Genomic DNA, 21,101 nt, shown 5'->3' with positions numbered 1-21,101 from the left:
GCACGATCTCGTGGCGGCTCTGCCGACCGAACTCCTCGAACTGCTGCGGCGGCCGAGTCCCTGCTTCATCGCCACGACGATGCCCGACGGCTCGCCCCAGCTCACGCAAACCTGGGTGGACACCGACAGCGAAAACATCCTCATCAACACCGTCGAGGGCTACCGCAAGGCGAAGAACGTACAACGTGACCCGCGCGTCGCTCTGACTATCACCGACCCCGACGACACAACCCGCTACTTCGGGGTAAAGGGGCACGTGACCGCCGCCACCACCGACGGTGCCGCCGAGAACGTCGAACGCCTCTCCCAGAAGTACACCGGTCGGCCCTACACCTCCTACGGCGGCCCGGGACAGACTCGGATCCTGCTGACCATCGCCGTCGACACCATCATTCACGCCCCCGTGCACTAAGTACTTGGGGCGGTGCCCGAACGCTTCCAGCGGGTCGCGTTGCCCGACTATCCGATGTGGACGTGTGGACGGGTCCGGAGGACTTTCCAGTGCGTTGGTTCTCCGCCCCGGGACAGTTGCTACGCCAGGACGGCTTGGGCGCCCACAGCTGGCTGCACGTTCGGGGCCGGACCCGGGCCGACCTGGAGGCGATCTGCGAGACCGTTCCCGGACGGTGGGCCCTGGGATACACCGAGTCACTGGACGCCGAACCGCTGCCCTTCTGAACCGTCATGATTCGGGCCTGTTGAGACGTCTCCAGCAGATGAGGCTGCAGGCCAGGGATACGAAGGCGTTGTGGAGTTCGGTGCGTTGTTCCCAGCGGACGCGAGTCTTTTGAAGTGGTGGAGCAGGGCGAACGTCTGCTCGACGACGTAGCGGAGCTTGCCCGGGCCCTGGATGTTCGGGACCCCCTTGCGGGAGATGACCGGCAGGATCCGGCGTTTGTGCAGCTCTCGCGGTTGGCGTTGGAGTCGTAGCCCTTGTCGCCGAGCAGGGCCTCGGGGCGTCTGCGGGGACGGCCGGGGCGGCCCGCGACGGGCGGGATGCCGTCGACCAGGGCGAGGGTCTGGGTGACGTCGTTGACGTTTGCCGCGGTCGTGATGACCTTGAGCGGAGTGCCGCGTCCGTCGCGGATCAAGTGGTGTTTGCTGCCCGTTTTCCGCCGGTCGACCGGCGACGGACCGGTGTCGGAGCCCCCTTTTTCGCGCGGAGGTGAGAGCCGTCCACGCAGGCCCTCGACCAGTCAAGGCGGCCGGCCGCGTTCAGTTCGGCCAGCAGGATCCGGTGTAGCTGGTCGAAGACCCTGCCTGCTGCCAACGTTCCAGGCGTCGCCAGCAGGTCTGCCCGGAGCCCAACCCCATCTCCAGCGGCAGGAGTTGCCAGGCTAAGTCGTTGTAGAGGACGTACAGGATGCCCCGCAAACAGTGTCGGTCAGCCACCGGCCGTGGCCCCGGTGACTTCTCGGGCCAGGGTGGCAGCAGCGGCTCGATCAGTGCCCACAAGTCGTCGCCCACGATCCACGGCCGAGTACTCACAGCATCACGAACGGCCGAATCGTCACACCGGTCACGCCCGACCAGGACATCTCACCAAGATCCTGTTACGAGCTCTTAAAGGGCGTTTTGTCCCGCTGAGGTTGTTTGGTGGCGATTCGTAGACCGAGCCGGTATGGGGCTCTCGGGGCAGACGTGCCTAATGCGGAGCAAGGGATTCGTGTCGTCGTTCGGCGACCGGTTTCGTTGCGTTGCTGCTGTCTGATCCCAACGCGCCCCCAGTTGACCTCGTTTGCGCCCTGGGGAGGCGGCCTGCTCGACGGTACTACCGAAACATGACGCGACACCGCCCGTATCCCAGCGACCTCTCCGATGCGCGCTGGGAACTGATCGAGCCCACGCTCACCACCTGGCGGGCCGAACGCAGAGGCAAGGGGCTCGACATCGGCCGGCCGCCCGAGCATGACCTGCGCCGCCTCATGGGCGCCATCCTCTACGTCGACCGCACCGGCATTGCCTGGCGTTACCTGCCCCACGACTTCCCGCCGTGGGAAACGGTCTACGGCTACTTCGCCGCCTGGCAAAAAGAAGGCATCTTCGACCAACTCAACGGCCTCCTGCGCCGTCTGGTCCGGGAAGCCGAAGGCCGCGACAGCGAGCCAACCGCCTGCGTGCTGGACGCGCAGAGCGTGAAGACTTCCGCGAACGTGCCCGCGACCAGCCAGGGCATCGACCGGCAAGAAAATCGCAGGCCGCAAGCGCCATATCGGGGTGGACACCCTCGGCCTGCTCCTGGCTGTCTGGCCGAGCTGGCCGGCGTGAGCGTCCGCACGCTGCATCACTATGACGAGATCAGGCTCGTGCGTCCGTCGGCGCGGACCGCGGCCGGGTACCGGGCCTACTCGGCGGGCGACGTGGAGCGGCTGAGAGAGGTGCTGGCCTACCGGCGGCTGGGCTTCGGTCTGCGGGAGGTTGCGGAACTGGTCGGCGACCCGTCCACCGACACGGTCGCGCACCTGCGTCGGCTGCGCGGCCTGCTGCTGGAACGGCGTGATCGCACTGATGCCATGGTGGCGGCCATCGACAGGGAACTTGAGGCACGAGCAAAGGGACTGAAGGTGACACCGGAGGAACAGCTGGAGATGCTCGGTGCGCGACTGTACGACGCGATCGGCGGCGCTTACACCGCGACACGGCGTACCGAGCCGCGGATCGCCGCGCAGATCTGGGACGCGCTCGGGGACGCGCAGATGGTGCTGAACGTCGGGGCCGGCACCGGCTCCTACGAGCCTGCTGATCGCGACGTGACCGCGGTGGAGCCATCGGCGGTCATGCGGGGGCAGCGGCCTCCCGGCTCGGCGCCATGCGTGGCCGCCGCCGCGGAGAGCCTGCCGTTCGAGGACCACTCCTTCGACGTCGCGATGGCCGTCTCCACCGTTCACCATTGGGGTGACCCGATAGCGGGGCTGCGCGAGATGCGGCGCGTGGCCCGCCGCGTGGTGGTGCTCACGTTCGACACCGACGAGCCCGGATGGCAGGACCGGTTCTGGCTGACCCGCGACTACTTGCCCGAGTTCGCCGCCGTCCTCGCAAAATTTCCCTCTCTTGGTGGGATGGCCGACGCGATCGGCGCCCGCGCGGAGCCGGTCCCAATTCCGTGGGACTGCACCGACGGCCTCTTCGAAGCGTACTGGCGCCGACCGGCGGCGTATCTGGAGGATCACGTGCGCCGCGCGATGTCGGTATGGACGAGGGTCGGGCCGGAGGCCGAGCAGCGGGCAGTGCAGAGCCTCGGCGACGACCTCGATTCCGGCCGGTGGACCGAGCGCAACCGCGACCTCGCCGACCTCGATGCGGCAGATCTCGGCCTCCGCCTGCTCATAGCCTGAACCGCGTCGCACCTGAGCATCGTGGCGGCTCCTGGACGGCCCACCGGTCAGGCACCGAACAGCAGCTGATAGGCGATGATCACGTCCAGGGTCGGGATCAGCGGATCCAGCACCGTGCGAAGACCGACCCCATATTTCTACCGGAAGGGGAAGGAGCCGTGGTCTGGCATCTCGCTGACCAGAGGGTCGGGCCCGTTGTGAAGCACCAGCCAGTGATGGGCGGTGCGCTCACGGAGCGAGGCTCCTGGCCCGTCACCTGCCGAAGCCTGCTCTCGGGCCGCGCAGAACGCGCGGAAGGCGGCATCGACCTCGTCCCGGCAGCTACGGATGAGCCGGGCCCATTCGGCCCCGCTGTACGGCTGGTGCGAGCCGTGCCTCTCGCCCGTGTTGAACAGCCGGCCGTCGACCCCCCGTCAGAAACCACGTCTGCCATGGGATCGCTCAGCTGATCGGAGACGCTTCGGCCACCGAGGTACGCGGTACCCGCCGACGGCTAATCGTTGCTTCCGAAGAATGACCCCCGCACATGGCTCCATGCCGAAGGACCGAACGTGGCCTCGGGTGCTGCCGAAGAGTCCGGAAGGGTCCGCCAGACCATCAAGGCACCACTGGGCAGAACCTCATACTTGTACACCGCGGCGCCAGGCTCGTCTTCATACGGCATAGCCAGGGCTTCTCGGTCTTCACGGCGATCGACGTCCGCGATCGCCTCCGGCAACAGAATGACGTAAACGCTCATTCCTCGACGGTATGGCGGGCCAGCAGGTTCCGCCTGCCAAGTGGTGGTGGACATCTATCTCGAAGGTCGGTCTCCACGGACTCGGCGGTGGCGCCACGGGCGGTGGATCAGGGTGGGCTTCCTCCTTCGCGAAATGCGCCCGCTGCCGGCCTGGAGACTGGTGTGATGACCGGGTCGGTGATGCCGCCGGGGCAGTTGCCGCGTGTGGTGTCCCAGCCCGCGAGTCGGGCACCCGCGTGATAGGCGCTGTCCAGGAAGGAGCGGACGGTATCGCGAGGTGAAGAACTCGTGCGTGCGACCTCGTAGTCCAGGACCGCCAGGTGGCTGCCCCTGCTCGGCAGCCAATGCGCGGACGCGGGCACGAGTGGTTGTTCGGCCAGATCAGGGGGTTCAGGGGCGGTGTAGGGGTAGAACGCGGGCGTGGGAAAGTCTGGACTGCCGAACCAGAAGCCCGCGCTGATCACCTCCCGGGAGTACGCCTCTCGCGTCACGGGATCGACCGAGGCGGGCTGCTCGATGACGCGTTCGGAGAAACGGGTCACCGCGATGTCAAAGGTGTGCCAGAAGTGGTGCACGGACTCGTCTTGCCGGACCACTGTGCCGCATAGTCCTCCAGCACGAGGTTGACCTGGGAAAGGATCTGCCAGTAGCGGGTCACCTGCGCCGGGTCATAGGTGCGGTGTTCGTGGTCCTCGGAAAAGGGGCGCGCCGTGTCCGGCAGGTCGTAGGGTCGAGGCCGGGCGACCTGCGCGCTGACTCCGAGTTCCGCCAGAGCCGAGCGCAGCTTCTGATCAAAGTCGGCGACCGACAGCCCCGGCAGTACGAACCAGACCTCGCCGCCCTGGCCGGTGGTGACGACGAGGCGGTGGTCGACGAAGTCGAAGTCGATGCAGAAGTAGTCGCCCTGATCGGTGAGGCCCATCGGCCGAGTGGTCACGCCCCGCCCGGTCAGATGCGAGGGCACGTTCCACCAGTGATTGCGCCGTGGCGAGGATGCCAGGCGCACTTTGCCGACGATCTGCGCGAACCGGTGCAGCGTCTCCTTGGTCGGGCGCCAGGACTCGTACACCAAGGGCGGGAACAGTTCCATGAGGGCCTCCCTGTAATGAATGGGTAAACCCCGAATTCACTACCATCATGCGTATCCCCACCCGGAACCCGCGACGTGACAGCGCCGCCGCAGCGGCTTCTGAGGGAACTCGGCGGTGGCATCCGGATACACGGGCAGACCATTGGTTCCGTCGGAACCGATCGCAGAGGAGTCGAGGTCCATGCCTGTACGCGTGGCGGTCCTGGGAGCTACCGGCGGTCAGGGTGGTGCAGTGGTGCGGGCGCTGAGGGACGGAGGGCACGAGGTACGCGCGGTGGTCCGCGATCCCTACGGTGCGGGCGCGCGTCTTGGGCGCGCACGGCGTGGAGGTGGTGGCTGGTGACCTCGGCGATGCCTCGTCCCTGCGGGCCGCGTTCGCCGAAGTGGACGCAGCGTTCGCGGTCACCACGCCCTTCGAGGAGGGGCCGCAGGCGGAAGTGGAGCAGGGACGAGCCATTGTGGCCGCCGCAGCGCAGGCAGAGTTGCCGCACCTCGTCCTCGCATCGGTTGCCTCAGCCAACCGCTCCACGGGTGTCCCCCACTTCGAAAGCAAGGAGCGGATCGAGGAGATCCTCGCCCAGGAGGACCTTGCTTGGACGGTGATCGCACCCCCGTACTTCTTCGACAACCTCCTCGGCGATCTCCAGAGCATTCGCGAAGGGTGGCTGCAGCTTCCGCTTCCGCCGGACCGGCCACTGCAGCAGTTGGCGCGCCAAGACCTCGGGGCGTTGGTGACGGCCGTGGTGGCCGACCGCGAGAGGCACGTCGGCCGCCGTATCGAGGCCGCGTCCGACGCTCCTACCCCTGCGCAGATGGCTGCCGCTCTGCAGAAGGTGTTGCACCGCCCCGTCGAGCCTGTCCAGGTCCCTCTTGCCATGGTCCACGAGAGCAGCGCCGACATGCGCGCCATGTGGGACTTGATCAACCGTGAGGCTACAACGTGGACATCGGCGCACTGCACCGCTCCTATCCGGACATCGCCTGGACGACCTTCGCCGCCTGGGCGGCGGGCGACCCGGCAATCGGCGCCTATGGATCTGTCCTGTGAACAGTCCGCTTCGATGCCTGTTCCCGCGACGGTCCCACGCACGGATGGCGACGGCACGCGGGTGCGCCTAGCCTGAGGGCTGCCGACACACCCCGAACTTCCGGAGGCGGATATGGATGATCTCCGCTATAAAATGATCATGGCATTGAACGCCGCGGACTTCGGCAACCCCCTCTGCGAGCAGGCGGCCGACATCTGCGCCGAGATCGCCGACCAGCACTGTGCACAACTGCACGTCGCCGACCGGGTGTCGCCCGACGCTGTGCCCGCGGTGACGGTTCCGCCCGGCGCACGGGGGCGGCTGTGAGCCTGGCGGTACATCGGGAGTGGAAAGGACTCATGCGATGCCCGCTGCTCTGCAGCCGACGGTGGACATCCGCCGCAGCCAGGAACGGTACAAGACGGAGCTGTCCTGGCTTGATTCCAAGCACTCCTTCTCCTTCTCGCACCACTACGACCCTCAGAACACCCACCATGGACTGCTGCTGGTCAACAACGACGACATCGTCACCGCCGGCACCGGCTTCGAAACGCATCCACACCAGGACATGGAGATCGTCACGTGGGTGCTGCAGGGATCACTGGTCCACCAGGACTCCACCGGCCACACCGGGCTGATCTACCCCGGACTCGCCCAGCGCATGAGCGCTGGGACCGGCATCCTGCACTCGGAGAAGAACGACTCCTGGCGACTTGAGGGCGCCAGCACCCACACCGACCCTGTGCACTTCGTGCAGATGTGGGTCGTTCCCGACGAGGAGGGCATCACTCCCGGCTACGAACAGTTGGAGATCGACGATGCTCTGTTGCACGGCGGCGGCCTGGTCACCGTGGCCTCGGGCATGGACCGGCATGCCGACGCCGCGGCGATCCGCATCAAGAACAAGTACGCCGGACTGCACGCGGCACGACTGAACACGGGCGACTCGGTGATCCTTCCAGATGCCCCGTTCCTGCACCTCTTCGTTCCCCGTGGCACTGTCACGCTGGAAGCATCCGGAAAACTCGAAGCCGGGGATTCCGTGCGCTTCACCGCGACCGGAGGCCAGCGGATCACCGCCGACGAACCCGCCGAAATCCTCGTCTGGGAAATGCACGCCACTGTCAAAGGCTGGTAAGAGGTCGCCCCTGCTCCGGACACGTCCTGCTTACCGGCGGGTGGCTTGCGGTCGGCTCGTCTGATCAGGTTCAGGCGAAGTCCGCCAACTGAGACATCCTTCGCCACAGTTGTTGTGACCACGCTTTTGTGTGAAACCGGGTGGCACGATGCCCGGTAGTTGTCAAGTCAAATGAGACGTTCGTGCTGCTATGAACCTTGTGGTTCGGGTTCCCTGCGTTTGGCCGGGTCGTTGATCCAGACCTGTTCGGGTATCTGGGGTGGCTTCGGTCGGCGGGCGAAGCGTTCGGGGTGGCGTTCGTATGCCTCGGCGAGAGCGACGGCCCGCTGGTCGCGGACCTCCTCTGCAGTGCCGAAGTGGACGGAGGCGGGGGTGTGCAGTCCGATCCCGGAGTGTCTGTGGTCGTGGTTGTAGTAGGTGATGAAGGCATCCATCCACTCCCGGGCATGGGCCAGCGAATCGAACCATTGAGGGTAGTCGGCGGCGTACTTCGTGGTCCTGAACTGGCTTTCCGAGTACGGATTGTCGTTGCTGACCCTGGGGCGCGAGTGACTCCTGGTGATGCCGAGGTCGATCAGCAGTTGGGAGACCTACTTGCTGGTCATCGAGGTGCCGCGGTCGGCGTGCACGGTCTCGGGCACGATGCCGTTGCGCTCGATCGTCTCGCGGATCAACTCCTCGGCCCGCTCGACGGTGTGGCCGACTTGTCCTTCGACGTCCGGCGCGGCGAGGTCCTCGCGCTCGTGGGGGAGTCGGGAAGCGGCAAGTCGACGCTGGCCTGAACGCTGGCCGGCCTGCGCACCCCGTCCGGCGGCACGATGACCCACGAGTCCGACGCCCTCGCGCGCTCCGCGCAGAAGCGGCCGCTCGCCCTGCGTCGCCGGGTACAGCTGGTCTTCCAGAACGCGGACACCTCGCTGAACCCGCGCCGCTCGGTGGGCGACGCGGTCCGCCGTCCGCTGCGCTTCTTCGGCACGGCCGCGACACGGACACAGGCGGCGGACCGTGCCCGGCGGCTCATCTGCGACGTACGGCTCGACCCGGCCCTCGCCGACCGGCTGCCCACCCAGCTCTCCGGCGGCCAGCGCCAGCGCATCGGCATCGCGCGGGCACTGGCGGGAGAGCCGGACGTCCTGATCGTCGACGAGATCACTGCCGCCCTCGAGGACGTGACCACGGGGGAGTGGACCCTGGAGGTCGACCCCAACTACGGGGGATCGCGGACGTATCCCGACGGACGGCGCTACGAGGAGAGCGCCCGGGAGACCTACCGCATCCGCCGCGACGATCCGCTCTCCGCGGCCGCGGTCTCCGAATGGACGATCCGGCTGACGCGCGGGGAGGATGGGGACGCGGAGATCGTGACGCGGACCGAGCTGCGCGCCACGGCCGTGGACTTCATCATGGACAGCCGCATCGAGGCACGGGCGAACGGAGAGACAGTGGCCAAGCGCGCATGGCACCGCACCACCCCGAGGACGTCGGTATGAAGGCCCCCAGGACCCCTCGCCGTGCCGTCGCCGCCGCCGACCGCACCCGCCAGCCCACCGAGGTGCGCCGCCGCCTCATCGTGGAGGCCGCCGTGCCGCTGATCGCCGAGCGCGGCTACGCCTCGGTGGGGGTGCGTGACGTCGCCGCCGCGGCCGGGGTGTCCGTCGGCACGGTCACGTACCACTTCGGGAGCGTGCAGGAGATCCTCTCCGAGGCGATGGTGCTGCACATCGAGCGGTACTACGCGGCGCTCAGCGAGGCCGCCGCGCAGGCGGCCGGCGCGGCCGAGGCGCTGCGCCTGCTCGTCGACGCGCTGTTCACCGAGGACACCGACCGGCACTGGCGGATGTGGTTCGACTACTGGAACGCGGGCGACCAGGACCCGGACCAGGCCTTCGCCCGCGGCCAGGGCGAGCGCTACGGGGCCTGGCACACCCAGATCCGCGAACTGGCCGAACGAGGCGTCTCCGAAGGGGAGTTCAGCTCCGACGACCTGGACGGTTTCACGGTCCGCTTCGCCGCCCTCGCCGACGGCCTCGCCCTGCAACGGCTGCGGCAGGCACCTCCGCTGAGCACCGAGGACGCGCGCCGCCACCTCAACCGCCTGATCGGAACGGAACTCCGACGGCGGTCGTGAGACGGTCGCGGGGCCCCGCACAATGGTGCCCGGCACCGAACAGGAGGACCCTCGCATGTCCCGCAACCCCGAACGGAAATACCGCGTCGTCACCTCGTTCCAGCGGTGGATCGGCAATCCGCTCCTGAAGCGTCTGCCGATCCAGACCCTGCTGGAGACCACGGGACGCAAGTCGGGGCTGCCGCGCCGGACCCCGGTCGGCGGACGGCTGGTGGGGCGGGAGTTCTGGTTCGTCAGCGAGTACGGCGCGCGTTCGCAGTACGTGCGCAACATCCAGGCGGATCCGCGGGTCCGGGTCCGCGTCCGGGGCCGCTGGTACACCGGGACCGCCCATGTGATGCCCGAGGACGACGCCCGCGCGCGACTGAGGACCCTGCCGCGGTTCAACAGCGCCGCGGTGCGGGCGATGGGCGCCGGTCTGACGACCGTGCGCGTCGATCTCACGGACTGATCCCCGGCGCACGGGGGAATTGCGCGGCGGACACGGAATTCGCATGCGCCTTTTCCGGAAAAGTGTGGGCACGCGCTTGTGTGTCTTTTCCGTGTCCACACTCCGGGGCGGTTCGGCAAGCGCGAGATCGACACCATTCAAAGGGATGGAACGCGCCGTGTCCGGCCCCGCGGGGGCAACAGCGGTCACGCTCTCAGCAGACATGAATCACGTACTCCAGGGAGTGCGCAGGAAACAGTGCTCCCCGACCTCGTCACCGACATGAAATGCCGGTGTCACGATTGGGGAAAAGAAGGAGTGAACGGAGTCGGCAGGTAGGCGAAGCCGCCCATCCGCAGCCCTGAGGACCGTCAGCCGACGTGGTCCGCTATCACGCGGGTGATCTCGCGCGTGATCCGCGCGATGCCGGGGGAGCGGACCGGGCAGGACTTCGGCGTGGACGTGGTCGGCGCCAGGCAGAAGTGCAGATAGTCGTCGTCGCGGTGGAGGGCGGTGCGGTCACGGCCCGGCTGGGTGCAGTACGACGGATGGTCGTGCTCGTACGCGGTGCACGGCAGGTACTGCGCCCACGTGTAGCGGGCCGTCGCCGGGCTCACCGTCCTCCCGGCGTCGGCGACCAGGTCGTGGGAGGCCGCGGCCCGGGCCGCGTAGAGCGCGTTCACGGTCCGGATCCGCTCGGGGGTGAGCGGGTCCGGACCCTGCGACACCCAGACGATCCGGGGCCGTCGCGCGCCGCCCGCGTCCGCGATCTGTTCCGTCAGCCGCTTCATGTCCGCCTCGTACCGCTTGAAGTACGTGGCCGGTTCCTTGTCGTACGTGATGCCGTCCATGCAGGGCGTGTAGCCCCAGGAGTTGCCCCAGAACTGGAGCACCACGAAGTCCGGACGCAGTGAGCGCACCAGCGCGGCGGCCTTGTCCGCGGGCGGTACGAGGGATCGCTCCCCGGTGCCTTCCAGATAGTCGCAGAGGGTGGTCCCGGAGTAGGGGGCGCTCGTGTAACGGGCGTTCACCTGCTCCTGGAGCGACTGTCCGAGCACCTTCTGGCTCTCCATGGCGAGCGAGTCCCCGAGGTAGAGAACCGTAGGCGCCTTCGCCGCTGCGTCAGCTGTCGTGGGAGCCGTGGGTGAGGCGGCGGGGCGCTGGCGGGTGGTCGTGGTCGGTGACGGAGCGGCCGTGGGCAGCGCGGGATCCGGCGGCGACGGCTCGGGCCCCGACGCGGGATCCCCGCACGCGCCGAGCAGCAGCCCGGCCAACAGCACCCCCACGATCCACGGCCTTCGCATGAAGCAACTCCCGCCCCGCCCGCCGAAAGGGGTCCCCAGGCAAGCACAGCGGGGCAGAAGGGGAAGACGTACGTCGGTCACGGCGGCGTCGGGCGTCAGGCCGCGGGACGGTGGCGGATGCGGGCTGCCAGCAGCGCCACGTCGTCCTCCGCGTGCCGGGCGTCGAGCCCTACGAGGACCCTGTCGAGCACCGCGTCGACACCGGTCCCGGGAGGCAGCCGCAGCCCGGCCAGCCGGGCGAGCGAGGCGTCGATGTCCTCGCCGCGCCGCTCCACCAGACCGTCGGTGAACATCACCAGGATGTCCTCGGGAGCGAGCGCGCGCATGACCGCCTCGTAGCCGCCCACGCCGGTCCCCAGCGGCGGGCCGACCGTCAGCTCCAGGAGTTCCCCGGTGCCGTCCCCGGCGAACACGACCGGCGGCAGATGCCCGGCGCTGGCCAGCGTGGCCGTACCCCGGGCCGGGTCGACCTGGACGAGCAGAGCGGTCGCCGGACGCCGGGCGCTGTCCTCGGACACGGCCGCGTCCAGGCGGCGCAGCACGCGATGCGGGGGCAGATCCGTCGAGGCGACGTAGCGCAGCATCGAGCGGTACGCGTTCATGTCCACCGCGGCGTCCAGCCCGTGCCCCATGACGTCGCCCACCACCAGCAGGGTGCGCCCGAAGTGCAGCCGGACGGTCTCGAACCAGTCCCCGCCCACCAGGACGCTGCTGCCGGACGGGAGATAGCGGGTGGCGAGGTCGAGGTTGGGATGCGGGCGCCCCGGTTCGGACAGCAGCGCCCGCTGCAGGGAGAGCACGGTGTCGCGTACGGCGTCGTGCTGCCGTGAGTGGCCGAGGTGGACGCCCGCGAGCCGTGCCGCGTAGTGCATGACGGCGGTGCCCCGGTCGCTGAAGCCCCGCCCCTGCCGGACGGCCAGCAGCACTCCGTACAGGTGGCCGTGGGCCAGCAGCGGCACCGTCATGACCTCCCGGGGGAGCGTGCCGGACAGGTCGAGCGACGCCGTGATCGGCAGCCCCTCGTCGAGTGCCTGGACGGACAGCGGGCGGGCGCCCTGCACGGTCCAAGGGGTGAGCAACTCGGTCCGGCCGGCCGTGGCGACACGGGTCAGGTTCGGCTCGTGCGCGTGCTGTGCGGCCGGGACGTCCGTGGGCAGCAGATCCACCGCGGCGGCGTCGCAGACCTCCCGGCACACGAACTCCGCGAGTTCCTCGCAGGTGATCCGCTCGTCCAGGGTGGTGCCGATCGCCTCGACGGCGTCCTCACTCATGGCGAACGACGCCCCTGCCCCCGTAGCGTCGTCACCGCCTCGGATCGTCATGCCACCTCCACCGTCGCACACACGTCTGGTTCCATCCACGCACGCGCGTCGCGGGCGCGCATGCTCAGGTGCGCGCCGGGAAGTCGTTCACGAGCACGGCCGCCCCGTCGAAACGGCCGGCCTTGAGGTCCCGCAGGGCCCGCTGCGCGTCGGACAGCGGGTAGGCGTGCGTCGTGGCGCGTACACCGTGGCGCGCCGCCAGCGCCAGGAAGTCCCGCCCGTCCCGGCGGGTGTTGGAGGTGACGCTGCGCAGCTCCTTCTCGTAGAACAGGTCGCTCTCGTAGCGCAGCGGCGGGGTGTCGCTCAGATGGATCCCGGCGACCGACAGGATCCCGCCCCGGTCGAGGGCCCGCAACGCGACCGGGACCAGGTCGCCGACCGGAGCGAACAGGATCGCGCTGTCCAGCGGCTCGGGCGGCTCGTCGTACGCGCCCCGGGCGGACGCGGCCCCGAGGTCCAGCGCGAGCCGCCGCGCGGCCGGTTCACGCGTCAGTACGTGCACGGTGGCGCCCTGTGCGAGGGCCAGCTGCGCGCACAGATGGGCGCTGCCGCCGAACCCGTACAGACCGAGTCGTCCGGCGTCCGGCAGCGCGGCTCGCAACAGCGCGCGGTAGCCGATGATGCCCGCACACAGCAGCGGCGCCAGCGCGACGTCGTCCACCTCGCCGGGCAGCCGGTAGGCGAAGGCCGCCGGGACGGTCGTGTACTCCGCGTAGCCGCCGTCGGCGTCCCAGCCCGTGTACTCGGAGGCGGGGCAGAGGTTCTCGGACCCGCGCACGCAGTAGCCGCACGTGCCGTCCGTACGGCGCAGCCAGGCGACGCCCACCCGGTCGCCGACCGTGTGGTCGTGCACGTCCCCGCCCGTCGCCGCGACCACGCCGACGACCTCGTGGCCGGGCGTCACCCGGGCCCGGCGCACCGGCAGGTCTCCCTCGGTGACGTGCAGGTCGGTGCGGCACACCCCGCACGCGCGCACATGGACGAGAAGCTCGTCGGCCGCCGGCACCGGGATCGGCCGCTCGACGAAACGCAACGGTTCCCCTTCGACCGGCCCGGGCCTGGCCACTTCCCACGCGTGCATCATTCCGTGTCCCCGTCCCGTCGACGACCACCCGAGCCCTCTCTCCAGTGTCGTCCAGGGCGCCCCGCTCGGCGCGCGGCCCGGGCAGAGGCTGGCTAGCGTGAAACCGGATTGGACCGTAACAAGCCGTAATGGACCGGGAAGAGTGGAACGCCATGGCCGTACAGCCCGAGGGAACGCCCTGCTGGGCGGACGCGATGTTCAGCGATGTCGAGGGAGCGAAGAGTTTCTACGGTGACGTGCTCGGCTGGACGTTCGGCGAGTCGTCCTCGGAGTACGGCAACTACACCCAGGCCTACGCGAACGGCAAGGCGGTGGCCGCCGTCGTCCCGCCGATGCCCGGCCAGGAGGGCCAGTCCGCCTGGTGCCTGTACCTCGCGTCGCCCGACGCCGCCGCCACCGCCCAGAAGATCCGGGCCGACGGCGGCGAGGTGCTGATGGAACCGATGCAGGTCGGCGACTTCGGCACGATGGTGATCGCCCGGGATCCGAGCGGTGTCGTCTTCGGTGTCTGGCAGCCCGGCCGGCACGAGGGCTTCGAGGCCCGGGGCGTGCCCGGCGCGTACTGCTGGGCCGAGGTCTTCACCCGTGAGCCCGAGAAGTCGGACACCTTCTTCTCGGCCGTCTTCGGGTACCGCATGAAGCAGCTGGACGACGACGCCGTCGACTTCAGGCTGTACGACCTCGGCAAGGATCCGGTCCTCGGCCGGATGCGGATGACGGACGACTTCCCGCCCGAGGTCCCGCCGTACTTCAACGTGTACTTCACCGTCGAGGACTGCGACGCCGCGGTCGCGAAGGCCACCGAACGGGGCGCGATTCTCCGCTTCGGGCCGATGAGCAGTCCGTTCGGCCGCTTCGCCGCGCTGAGCGACCCACAGGGCGCGGCGTTCTCCGTGATCGACGTCAAGACCACCGAGGGCGCGATGCCCAAGGCGACCGACGTGTCGTGAACGGACCACGGATCGCCCACGGACCGGTTCCCCCGGAGAATGGCGGAATTCCTCCGGGGCGGACCGGGCCTTTTGTCTCCGGGGCAACCATGCGCATGCGGTGCTCGTCCCCTCTTGTGGTTGCGGCACGTTCGAACGGCCGAACCCCCCACAAGGATTGCGAGCGAAAGAGACCTCATGCTCCGCATTCACTTCACTTCGGACGACCTGCAGAACATTCGAGTGGCCCGGCAGCCTGATCCCCTGTGGGAACTGATGTGCAGTGTCTGCCGTCTGGAAACCGGCCAGGGGCCGCTGGAATTCGGACATTGGCGTCGCTCGGCTCGGCAACGATTCTCCGGCGACACGAACCTGGTCCGCGCGTTGCGCCCACTGCGCGCCCTGATCCCCGCCACCGGCTATATCCCGGACTTCCTCACCCCACCGGTCACCGGCGGCGGTCTTTCCGCCGGACTCGACCAACTGCTGCGCACACCGCGTGTGCAACTGGTGCGCGAACTGTCGCGGCTGGCCGAGTCGCGCCCGGTCCCGAACTGGGCCGCCTCGCTGGGCAGACCGGGCAGCGACGCGCTCAAGGTGCTGGCGAACTCCCTGGGGATCTACTTCCGCGGTCTCCTGGAACCGCACTGGCCGCACATCCGCACGGCGGTGGGAAACGATGTCGGGGTGCGCGCCCGAGCCCTCCTCGACGGCGGCACCCAGGCACTGCTGGAGAGCCTGCGCCCGGTCGCGCGCTGGAGTGCCCCGGTGCTCGAAGTGGACTATCCCGTCCAGCGCGACCTGTATCTGGAGGGCCGCGGACTTCTCCTGGTGCCCTCCTACTTCTGCTGGCGCAGACCGACCGCGCTGGCGGACCCCGGTCTGGATCCCGTGCTCGTGTACCCGGTGGCGAAGACTCCGCTCGCCGTCGCGGACGGGACGGACGGCGGGGTCGAGCGACTGCTCGGCCGCACCAGGGCCGCCGTACTGACCGAGGTCGCCGGACAGAGTGCCCGCACCACCTCCGAGGTGGCCGAGGCCGTGGGGATCGCGCTGCCCAGCGCCAGCTACCAGATCGGGGTGCTGCGCGACGGGGGACTGGTCGCCAGCCTCCGTGACGGCAAGTACGTCCTGCACACGGCGACGCTGCTGGGTCTGCGGCTGCTCGGCACCAGCCCCCGGATGCGGGAGAGCGCGCTGCGGCCCGTGCGGGGAGCCGCCGCCGGGCCGTGGCATGATCGGGGACATGCTTGAACGTGTGGTGGCCGCCTGTGACGGGGCTTCGAAGGGAAACCCGGGACCGGCCGGATGGGCGTGGGTCGTGGCCGACGGTGCGCAGACGCCGACCCGCTGGGAGGCGGGAGCGCTGGGCACGGCGACGAACAACGTCGCCGAACTCACCGCGCTGGAGCGCCTGTTGACGGCGATCGCGCCGGACGTCCCGCTGGAGATCCGGATGGACTCCCAGTATGCGATGAAGGCCGTCACGACCTGGCTGCCCGGCTGGAAGCGCAAGGGCTGGAAGACGGCCTCCGGAAAGCCGGTCGCCAACCAGGAACTGGTCGCGCGCATCGACGAACTCCTCGACGGCCGCACCGTGGAGTTCCGTTACGTCCCCGCCCACCAGGTCGACGGCGACCGGCTGAACGACTTCGCCGACCGCGCCGCGAGCCAGGCCGCCATCGCCCAGCAGCCCGCCGGCAGCGACCTCGGCTCCCCTGAGCCCCCGCCGTCCCCCGACACCCCGGCCCCCCCTGGCCGCCGCCGCACCACGGCCACCGCCTCCGCCAAGACGCCCCGGCAGGGCACGTCGGCCCGTACGATCAAGGCCAAGTTCCCGGGCCGCTGCCTCTGCGGCCGCTCGTACGCGGCGGGCGAGCCCATCGCCAAGAACGGCCAGGGCTGGGGGCACCCCGAGTGCCGTACGGCCGAGCCCAGCAACGCCTAGTACTTTCCCCGCCTCGGTCTCCTTCGGGGAGGATGTGGGATCTTCGGCACCGGCCGAAGGGCGCGGGGTCCACGCCGCCCCTCCCGGTGAGGAGGGGCGAGCGGGACCGGGCCTGCGAACACGCGGTCAGACGGTGTCGAAGGTGTAGAACGCGGTGTGATCCAGCAGGTCCGCCGGTTTCACGTCGTTCCACGGCTTCATGGTCTCGTCGAGGTCCACGACGTCGGGGGTGCCGGAGAGCGGCAGATAGCCGGAGGCGGGGTGGCGGCGCTGCCAGTCGGCCCAGAGCTTGTCTATGTAGGCGTGGTGCAGCCAGAAGACGGGGTCGTTGGGGGAGACACCGGTGGCCATCTGGCCACCGACCCAGACGTGCACCCGGTTGTGGAGATTGACGCCGCGCCACCCTTCGAGGTGATTGCGGAAACCGTCCGAGGAACTGTTCCAGGGCGCCGTGTCGTACGTCGCCATGCCGAGCACGGAGTCCACCTCCGCGCGGGTCGGCAGCTCACGGGTACCGCTGCCGAGCGAACGCCGCAGATACGTACGGCCGTCGACGCGCACGCTGATCGGCCAGTTGCCCGCGGAGGCCGCGAAGGGACCGTCCATCACCCGCCCGTCCAGGCTGCGTCCGGTGCCGCCGAGGAAGTCGGGGGCCCACAGGGTGGAACGGGGCGAACGGTCGGTGCTCCAGTCCCAGTACGGGAGGGCGACGGAGGCGTCCACGGACTGCAGCGCCCGCTCGAACTCCAGCAGGAATCTGCGGTGCCAGGGCAGGAAGGAGGGTGAACGGTGACCCGTCCGTTCGCCGTTGTCCGTGTCGCCGAGGATGAACGCGTTGTGCGTGGTGACGAAGGCGTCGTACCGGCCACTGCGCTTCAGCTGGAGGAGCGCGTCGGTGAAACGCCGCTTCTCGTCGGCGGTCAGGTTCGCCTGGTTCTTGCGTACGGTCATGTGCGGGACTCCACGGTGCGCTGACGGGGCTGGGTCACTGCTGAGGCATGGGCATGGGCATGGGCATGGGCATGCCGAGGGGGACGAGTGGTGCGCCCTGGAGTTCCACGACCGCGGCGCGGGCGGCGGCGCGCGGGGTGGGCACCGGGTCGTAGTGGCTGACGACGCTGATCCAGCTGCCGTCGGCGTTCTGCATCACGTGCAGCTCGACCCCGTCGACGAACACGGCGTACCCGGCGCCGTGTTCGTGATGGTGACCACCGCCGGCGGCGCGGCCCGTGATGCGACGACCCCGGTACACCTCGTCGAAGGCCTCGGGCCCGCCGTGGTGTCCGGTGTCCGCGGCCCTGGCCACGGCGACGGTCTGGGTGCCGGCCGCGGCGGCGAGGGCGGCCGCGGCCCCGAGGGCACGGCGACGGGTGAGTTCCGGCATGCGGAGACCTCCTGCGATCAAGCTCGGTCGATGACCCGATATGCCTATCGGTTCGTCGGAGAGCGGGAGAAATCGCCGGATGTCGGTTGGCCGTGATCAGGACAATTAAGTAAATGTCGTGCAAGGTTGAACGAAGATGATCTTGCTGTGCGGGTATCCGCGATCGACCGGAAGGTGGAATTCCTCCGGTCGGCCGACGTTCCGCCGATGATCTTCCCGGGGCGGCCGGTGGCGGGTGGCGCGGCTCACGCCCGCAAGCTGGCGCGAACCACGGGGGTCGCACCTGTCCGCTGCTCTCCGTGATCAGTTGAGGCCGATCCCGAGTCCGCACGCGCCGTCCGCGACCCACTCGCTGTGCGGGAGCACGCACCTGGAGCCACGCGAACGGCGCCGCTGCCGGTGCGGAGCGCCGCCCGAAAGGAGGGCGCCCCTTGGGTGAATAGCAATTCACCAGCTATGGTGAATTGCTATTCACCCCACCTTCTTCGCGCCGACTTCTGGAGAGTTCATGGTGGCACTGCGTGACCGACTGACGGTCCCGGTCCTCGCGCTCGGCGGGAGCCTCATGGCCGTCATGCAGGTGGTGGTGGTGCCGCTGCTGCCCGACCTGCCGCGGCTGACGGGCGCGTCGGCGGGCGCCGTGTCCTGGATGGTGACGGCGACGCTGCTGACCGGAGCGGTGCTCAACCCCGTACTCGGCCGCGCCGGCGACATGTACGGCAAGAAGAAGGTGCTGCTGATCGCCCTCGGGATGATGACGGTCGGCTCGCTCATGTGCGCCCTCACGTCCGACATCCGCATACTCATCGCGGCCCGAGCCCTGCAAGGGGCCGCGGCCGCCGTCGTACCGTTGTCGATCAGCCTCCTGCGGGACGAACTGCCGCCCGAGCGCACGGGTTCCGCGGTGGCGCTGATGAGCTCCACCGTCGGGATCGGCGCCGCGCTCGGCCTCCCGATCGCCGCGATGGTGGTTCAGTACGCCAGCTGGCACGTCATGTTCTGGGGGACGACCGCGGTCGGCGCCCTCGGGACGGCGCTGGCCTGGTGGGCGGTGCGCGAGTCGCCCGTCCGCGAGCCGGGCCGCTTCGACATGACCGGCGCGCTGGGCCTGGCCCTGGGGCTCTCCTGTCTGCTGCTGGGGGTGTCACAGGGCGGCCAGTGGGGCTGGAGCAGCCCCCGGATCCTCGGCCTGTTCGTCGGGAGCGTCTGCGTCCTCGGCCTGTGGTGGGCGCAGCAACTGCGCGCCGCGCGCCCTCTGGTCGACCTGAAACTGGCGACCAGCCCCCGCGTCGCCCTGCCCCATGTCGCGGCGCTTCTGACGGGCTTCGCCTTCTACGCCAACTCCCTGGTGACGGCGCAGCTGGTGCAGGCGCCCAAGGCGACCGGCTACGGCCTCGAGCTGTCCATCGTGGCGACGGGCCTGGTCATGCTGCCCGGCGGGGTGATCATGCTGTTGCTCTCGCCGGTCTCGGCACGTATCTCGGCGGCCCGCGGTGCCCGGGTGACGCTGGCCCTCGGCACCCTGGTCATCGCCGCCGGCTACGGCATACGCATCATCAACAGCCACAGCCTGCTGGTGATCCTGCTGGGTTCCGCGGTCTGCGCGATGGGAACGGCGTTCTCCTACTCGGCGCTGCCCACCCTCATCCTGCGCGCGGTGCCCGCGGGGCAGACCGCGTCCGCGAACGGCGTCAACGTACTGATGCGCACCGTCGGCCAGGCCGTGAGCAGTGCCGCCGTCGCCGCCATCCTGGTCCACCACACCAGCCTCGTCGGCGGCGCCCCGATCCCCACGCTGCACGGCTATCTGCTGGCCTTCGCCATGGCGGGTACGGTCGCACTGGTGGCCTGCGTCGCCGCCCTCGTCATACCCGCCGACCCCGCTCTCCGTGACACCCGACGGGCCTCCGGCAGTTCGGACGCACCTCGGGACGAGGCATTCGAAGGAGCCTGAGCACCGTGTCCACTCCGCCCCCCGGCCTCAGCGCGAGCCCGATCGCCCCACCGCGCCGCGACGCCGAGGCCACGAAGGCGGCCATCCTGCGCGCGGCCCGTCATCTGATGGCCCGGCACGCCCACGCGGACATCACGCTCAAGGCGATCGCCGACCGCGCGGGGGTGAGCGCTCCGCTGATCCTCAAGTACTTCGGGAACAAGGACGCGCTCTTCGGGCGCGTGATGTCCTTCGAGACGGATGCCGCCGCCCTCCTGGACGCGCCCCTGGACCAACTGGGCCCCCACATGGTCCGCCAGGTGCTCGTCGGCCAGACCGAGCGCGGGGCCGACCCCGTCCTGCGGATCATCTTCGCCCCGCGCCAGGGCGACCAGGGCGACGTCATGCGCGCCAACTTCCGCACCCAGGTCAGCGACCGCCTCGCCCTGCGGCTGAGCGGCCCCGACGCGGACCTGCGCGCCGAACTCGCCGTCGGCACACTGCTCGGGCTCGGCGCGATGTACGGGATCGCACGCGGCACCCGGCTGCGCGCGACCGCGATCGAGGACATCGTCGACCGGTACGGCCCCACGGTCCAGGCACTCCTGACGCCGTGAGGCGAAGGACGCCGCCGGACCGGAACAGCGGCCCCCGTCTCAGTTCACGCCGTCCGGGCGGAACTGGACGCTGATCCGCGGCCCCGCCGCCCGCGCCGTCTTGGGAATGGCGTGCTCCCAGGTGCGCTGGCAGGAGCCGCCCATCACGATCAGGTCGCCGTGTCCGAGGGGGCGCCGTACGGTCTCCCCGCCGCGGCGCGGGCGCAGCAACAGGTCGCGCGGAGCGCCCACGGAGAGGATCGCGACCATGGTGTCCTCCCGTGCGCCCCGCCCGATCCGGTCCCCGTGCCAGGCCACGCTGTCGCGGCCGTCCCGGTAGTAGCACAGGCCCGCGGTGGTGAACGGTTCGCCCAGCTCGCGGGCGTAGTGCGCGGACAGCGCCTGTCGCGCCTCGTCGAGGATCGGGTGCGGCAGCGCGTCGCCCGCCCGGTAGGACGCGAGCAGCCTCGGTACGTCCACGACGTGCTCGTACATCTGCCGCCGCTCCGCCCGCCACGGCACCTCGTCGACGAGCCGTGCGAACAGGGCGTCGGCGCCGCTGAGCCATCCGGGCAACAGGTCGATCCAGGCCCCGTCGCCCAGGACCGTCCGGCGCATCGCGTTCAACTGACTGAGGTGGAGCTCGTCGGTCTGGTCGAACAGCGAGCCCTGGAGGTGCGTGGACATGCCTCCAGCGTACTCCGTATTCGAAT

Annotated in this window: 22 protein-coding genes and 5 pseudogenes; 16 read left to right on the top strand and 11 right to left on the bottom strand. The window is 69.6% G+C overall.

What is annotated here, in order from left to right; all coding sequences use genetic code 11:
* Positions 1-10 precede the first annotated feature (10 nt).
* Entirely contained in the window at positions 11-412 is a 402-nt protein-coding gene (locus AAFF41_RS05985) for a TIGR03618 family F420-dependent PPOX class oxidoreductase (RefSeq protein ID WP_343323614.1), read from the top strand.
* A gap of 89 nt (positions 413-501) precedes the next feature.
* A complete protein-coding gene (locus tag AAFF41_RS05980; RefSeq protein ID WP_343323613.1) occupies positions 502-678 on the top strand; it encodes a hypothetical protein in 177 nt (58 codons plus the stop codon).
* Positions 679-863: 185 nt separating this feature from the next.
* On the opposite strand, the pseudogene AAFF41_RS51505 reads toward AAFF41_RS05980, so the two are convergent.
* Positions 864-1,091 (bottom strand): annotated as a pseudogene (locus tag AAFF41_RS51505) (transposase); the annotation flags it as partial.
* Between the two features lie 124 nt (positions 1,092-1,215).
* Positions 1,216-1,467, bottom strand: a complete 252-nt coding sequence (locus AAFF41_RS51500; protein ID WP_425526235.1) for a transposase — start codon at positions 1,465-1,467, stop codon at positions 1,216-1,218.
* Positions 1,468-1,781: 314 nt separating this feature from the next.
* Here AAFF41_RS51500 and AAFF41_RS05970 point away from each other — a divergent pair.
* Both AAFF41_RS05970 and AAFF41_RS05965 read left to right on the top strand, forming a co-directional pair.
* Positions 1,782-2,247 (top strand): annotated as a pseudogene (locus AAFF41_RS05970) (IS5 family transposase); the annotation flags it as partial.
* Entirely contained in the window at positions 2,247-3,335 is a 1,089-nt protein-coding gene (locus AAFF41_RS05965) for a MerR family transcriptional regulator (protein ID WP_343326258.1), read from the top strand. The pseudogene AAFF41_RS05970 and the gene AAFF41_RS05965, both read left to right, overlap by 1 nt.
* A 493-nt stretch (positions 3,336-3,828) precedes the next feature.
* Here the strand turns inward: AAFF41_RS05965 and AAFF41_RS05960 are convergent, their stop codons facing one another.
* Positions 3,829-4,074, bottom strand: coding sequence for a hypothetical protein (locus tag AAFF41_RS05960; protein ID WP_319752967.1), 246 nt, complete (start codon positions 4,072-4,074; stop codon positions 3,829-3,831).
* Positions 4,075-4,181: 107 nt separating this feature from the next.
* A pseudogene (locus AAFF41_RS05955) lies at positions 4,182-5,164 on the bottom strand (DUF5996 family protein).
* A gap of 181 nt (positions 5,165-5,345) precedes the next feature.
* Between AAFF41_RS05955 and AAFF41_RS52160 the strand changes: the two are divergent.
* The 4 genes from AAFF41_RS52160 (at position 5,346) to AAFF41_RS05940 (ending at position 7,330) form a co-directional block, all read left to right on the top strand.
* Positions 5,346-5,507, top strand: coding sequence for an NmrA family NAD(P)-binding protein (locus AAFF41_RS52160; RefSeq protein ID WP_319752968.1), 162 nt, complete (start codon positions 5,346-5,348; stop codon positions 5,505-5,507).
* Positions 5,473-6,288, top strand: a complete 816-nt coding sequence (locus AAFF41_RS05950) for an NmrA family NAD(P)-binding protein (protein WP_487007378.1) — start codon at positions 5,473-5,475, stop codon at positions 6,286-6,288. Before AAFF41_RS52160 ends, AAFF41_RS05950 begins: the two co-directional genes overlap by 35 nt.
* 63 nt (positions 6,289-6,351) lie before the next feature.
* Positions 6,352-6,519 carry a hypothetical protein gene (locus AAFF41_RS05945; RefSeq protein WP_319752970.1) on the top strand — a complete coding sequence of 56 codons (168 nt, stop codon included), beginning with the start codon at positions 6,352-6,354 and terminating at the stop codon, positions 6,517-6,519.
* 37 nt (positions 6,520-6,556) lie between these two features.
* Positions 6,557-7,330, top strand: a complete 774-nt coding sequence (locus tag AAFF41_RS05940) for a pirin family protein (protein ID WP_319752971.1) — start codon at positions 6,557-6,559, stop codon at positions 7,328-7,330.
* A 188-nt stretch (positions 7,331-7,518) separates the two neighbouring features.
* Here AAFF41_RS05940 and AAFF41_RS05935 read toward each other — a convergent pair.
* Positions 7,519-7,971: pseudogene (locus tag AAFF41_RS05935) on the bottom strand (transposase); the annotation flags it as partial.
* Between the two features lie 60 nt (positions 7,972-8,031).
* Here AAFF41_RS05935 and AAFF41_RS51495 point away from each other — a divergent pair.
* From AAFF41_RS51495 to AAFF41_RS05920, 3 genes and pseudogenes are all read left to right on the top strand, one after another.
* A pseudogene (locus tag AAFF41_RS51495) lies at positions 8,032-8,496 on the top strand (ATP-binding cassette domain-containing protein); the annotation flags it as partial.
* 320 nt (positions 8,497-8,816) lie between these two features.
* Positions 8,817-9,458 (top strand): TetR/AcrR family transcriptional regulator, encoded by a 642-nt coding sequence (locus tag AAFF41_RS05925; RefSeq protein WP_319752972.1) that lies wholly within the window; start codon positions 8,817-8,819, stop codon positions 9,456-9,458.
* Between the two features lie 55 nt (positions 9,459-9,513).
* Positions 9,514-9,909 (top strand): nitroreductase/quinone reductase family protein, encoded by a 396-nt coding sequence (locus tag AAFF41_RS05920; protein WP_097283191.1) that lies wholly within the window; start codon positions 9,514-9,516, stop codon positions 9,907-9,909.
* Between the two features lie 350 nt (positions 9,910-10,259).
* On the opposite strand, the gene AAFF41_RS05915 is transcribed toward AAFF41_RS05920, so the two are convergent.
* The 3 genes from AAFF41_RS05915 to AAFF41_RS05905 form a co-directional block, all read right to left on the bottom strand.
* On the bottom strand, positions 10,260-11,192 hold the full coding sequence (locus AAFF41_RS05915) for an SGNH/GDSL hydrolase family protein (RefSeq protein WP_343323612.1): 933 nt from the start codon (positions 11,190-11,192) through the stop codon (positions 10,260-10,262).
* Between the two features lie 95 nt (positions 11,193-11,287).
* The gene (locus tag AAFF41_RS05910; protein ID WP_319752974.1) at positions 11,288-12,463 is read right to left on the bottom strand and encodes a PP2C family protein-serine/threonine phosphatase; all 1,176 of its coding nucleotides are present in this window, start codon (positions 12,461-12,463) and stop codon (positions 11,288-11,290) included.
* Positions 12,464-12,578: 115 nt separating this feature from the next.
* Positions 12,579-13,595 carry a zinc-binding alcohol dehydrogenase family protein gene (locus AAFF41_RS05905; RefSeq protein ID WP_319753015.1) on the bottom strand — a complete coding sequence of 339 codons (1,017 nt, stop codon included), beginning with the start codon at positions 13,593-13,595 and terminating at the stop codon, positions 12,579-12,581.
* Positions 13,596-13,750: 155 nt separating this feature from the next.
* Here AAFF41_RS05905 and AAFF41_RS05900 point away from each other — a divergent pair, with 155 nt between their 5' ends.
* The 3 genes from AAFF41_RS05900 to AAFF41_RS05890 all read left to right on the top strand — a co-directional run bounded on the left by AAFF41_RS05900 (position 13,751) and on the right by AAFF41_RS05890 (position 16,475).
* Positions 13,751-14,548 (top strand): VOC family protein, encoded by a 798-nt coding sequence (locus AAFF41_RS05900; protein ID WP_143600439.1) that lies wholly within the window; start codon positions 13,751-13,753, stop codon positions 14,546-14,548.
* A gap of 177 nt (positions 14,549-14,725) precedes the next feature.
* A complete protein-coding gene (locus tag AAFF41_RS05895; protein WP_319752975.1) occupies positions 14,726-15,781 on the top strand; it encodes an ArsR/SmtB family transcription factor in 1,056 nt (351 codons plus the stop codon).
* Positions 15,762-16,475, top strand: coding sequence for a ribonuclease H family protein (locus AAFF41_RS05890; RefSeq protein ID WP_343323611.1), 714 nt, complete (start codon positions 15,762-15,764; stop codon positions 16,473-16,475). Before AAFF41_RS05895 ends, AAFF41_RS05890 begins: the two co-directional genes overlap by 20 nt.
* Positions 16,476-16,601: 126 nt before the next feature.
* Here AAFF41_RS05890 and melC2 read toward each other — a convergent pair whose 3' ends face one another.
* Together melC2 and melC1 are read right to left on the bottom strand one after the other, a co-directional pair.
* Complete coding sequence (melC2, locus tag AAFF41_RS05885) at positions 16,602-17,426, bottom strand: tyrosinase MelC2 (RefSeq protein ID WP_343323610.1); 825 nt, start codon at positions 17,424-17,426, stop codon at positions 16,602-16,604.
* Between the two features lie 34 nt (positions 17,427-17,460).
* Positions 17,461-17,859 (bottom strand): apotyrosinase chaperone MelC1, encoded by a 399-nt coding sequence (gene melC1 / locus AAFF41_RS05880; protein ID WP_181648038.1) that lies wholly within the window; start codon positions 17,857-17,859, stop codon positions 17,461-17,463.
* Positions 17,860-18,367: 508 nt separating this feature from the next.
* Between melC1 and AAFF41_RS05875 the strand changes: the two genes are divergently transcribed.
* Entirely contained in the window at positions 18,368-19,813 is a 1,446-nt protein-coding gene (locus tag AAFF41_RS05875) for an MFS transporter (RefSeq protein ID WP_319752978.1), read from the top strand.
* Complete coding sequence (locus AAFF41_RS05870; protein ID WP_054236854.1) at positions 19,810-20,409, top strand: TetR/AcrR family transcriptional regulator; 600 nt, start codon at positions 19,810-19,812, stop codon at positions 20,407-20,409. The genes AAFF41_RS05875 and AAFF41_RS05870 overlap by 4 nt, the downstream gene beginning before the upstream one ends.
* A gap of 39 nt (positions 20,410-20,448) precedes the next feature.
* Here AAFF41_RS05870 and AAFF41_RS05865 read toward each other — a convergent pair whose 3' ends face one another.
* On the bottom strand, positions 20,449-21,075 hold the full coding sequence (locus AAFF41_RS05865) for an alpha-ketoglutarate-dependent dioxygenase AlkB (RefSeq protein ID WP_319752979.1): 627 nt from the start codon (positions 21,073-21,075) through the stop codon (positions 20,449-20,451).
* Positions 21,076-21,101: the final 26 nt, after the last annotated feature.

Origin of the sequence: Streptomyces mirabilis, assembly GCF_039503195.1 — a bacterium.
Taxonomy (GTDB): domain Bacteria; phylum Actinomycetota; class Actinomycetes; order Streptomycetales; family Streptomycetaceae; genus Streptomyces; species Streptomyces mirabilis_D.
The sequence above is the reverse complement of the archived record's forward strand: the minus strand, read 5'-3'. Positions and strand labels throughout refer to the sequence as shown.

What these genes read in the sequence shown, in the direction of transcription:
- AAFF41_RS05960 (WP_319752967.1), bottom strand. Translation starts at nt 4,074, where the DNA reads ATGAGCGTTTACGTCATTCTGTTGCCGGAGGCGATCGCGGACGTCGAT.
- AAFF41_RS52160 (WP_319752968.1), top strand. Translation starts at nt 5,346, where the DNA reads ATGCCTGTACGCGTGGCGGTCCTGGGAGCTACCGGCGGTCAGGGTGGT.
- AAFF41_RS05945 (WP_319752970.1), top strand. Translation starts at nt 6,352, where the DNA reads ATGGCATTGAACGCCGCGGACTTCGGCAACCCCCTCTGCGAGCAGGCG.
- AAFF41_RS05940 (WP_319752971.1), top strand. Translation starts at nt 6,557, where the DNA reads ATGCCCGCTGCTCTGCAGCCGACGGTGGACATCCGCCGCAGCCAGGAA.
- AAFF41_RS05925 (WP_319752972.1), top strand. Translation starts at nt 8,817, where the DNA reads ATGAAGGCCCCCAGGACCCCTCGCCGTGCCGTCGCCGCCGCCGACCGC.
- AAFF41_RS05920 (WP_097283191.1), top strand. Translation starts at nt 9,514, where the DNA reads ATGTCCCGCAACCCCGAACGGAAATACCGCGTCGTCACCTCGTTCCAG.
- AAFF41_RS05915 (WP_343323612.1), bottom strand. Translation starts at nt 11,192, where the DNA reads ATGCGAAGGCCGTGGATCGTGGGGGTGCTGTTGGCCGGGCTGCTGCTC.
- AAFF41_RS05910 (WP_319752974.1), bottom strand. Translation starts at nt 12,463, where the DNA reads ATGAGTGAGGACGCCGTCGAGGCGATCGGCACCACCCTGGACGAGCGG.
- AAFF41_RS05905 (WP_319753015.1), bottom strand. Translation starts at nt 13,595, where the DNA reads ATGCACGCGTGGGAAGTGGCCAGGCCCGGGCCGGTCGAAGGGGAACCG.
- AAFF41_RS05900 (WP_143600439.1), top strand. Translation starts at nt 13,751, where the DNA reads ATGGCCGTACAGCCCGAGGGAACGCCCTGCTGGGCGGACGCGATGTTC.
- AAFF41_RS05895 (WP_319752975.1), top strand. Translation starts at nt 14,726, where the DNA reads ATGCTCCGCATTCACTTCACTTCGGACGACCTGCAGAACATTCGAGTG.
- AAFF41_RS05890 (WP_343323611.1), top strand. Translation starts at nt 15,762, where the DNA reads ATGATCGGGGACATGCTTGAACGTGTGGTGGCCGCCTGTGACGGGGCT.
- melC2 (WP_343323610.1), bottom strand. Translation starts at nt 17,426, where the DNA reads ATGACCGTACGCAAGAACCAGGCGAACCTGACCGCCGACGAGAAGCGG.
- melC1 (WP_181648038.1), bottom strand. Translation starts at nt 17,859, where the DNA reads ATGCCGGAACTCACCCGTCGCCGTGCCCTCGGGGCCGCGGCCGCCCTC.
- AAFF41_RS05875 (WP_319752978.1), top strand. Translation starts at nt 18,368, where the DNA reads ATGGTGGCACTGCGTGACCGACTGACGGTCCCGGTCCTCGCGCTCGGC.
- AAFF41_RS05865 (WP_319752979.1), bottom strand. Translation starts at nt 21,075, where the DNA reads ATGTCCACGCACCTCCAGGGCTCGCTGTTCGACCAGACCGACGAGCTC.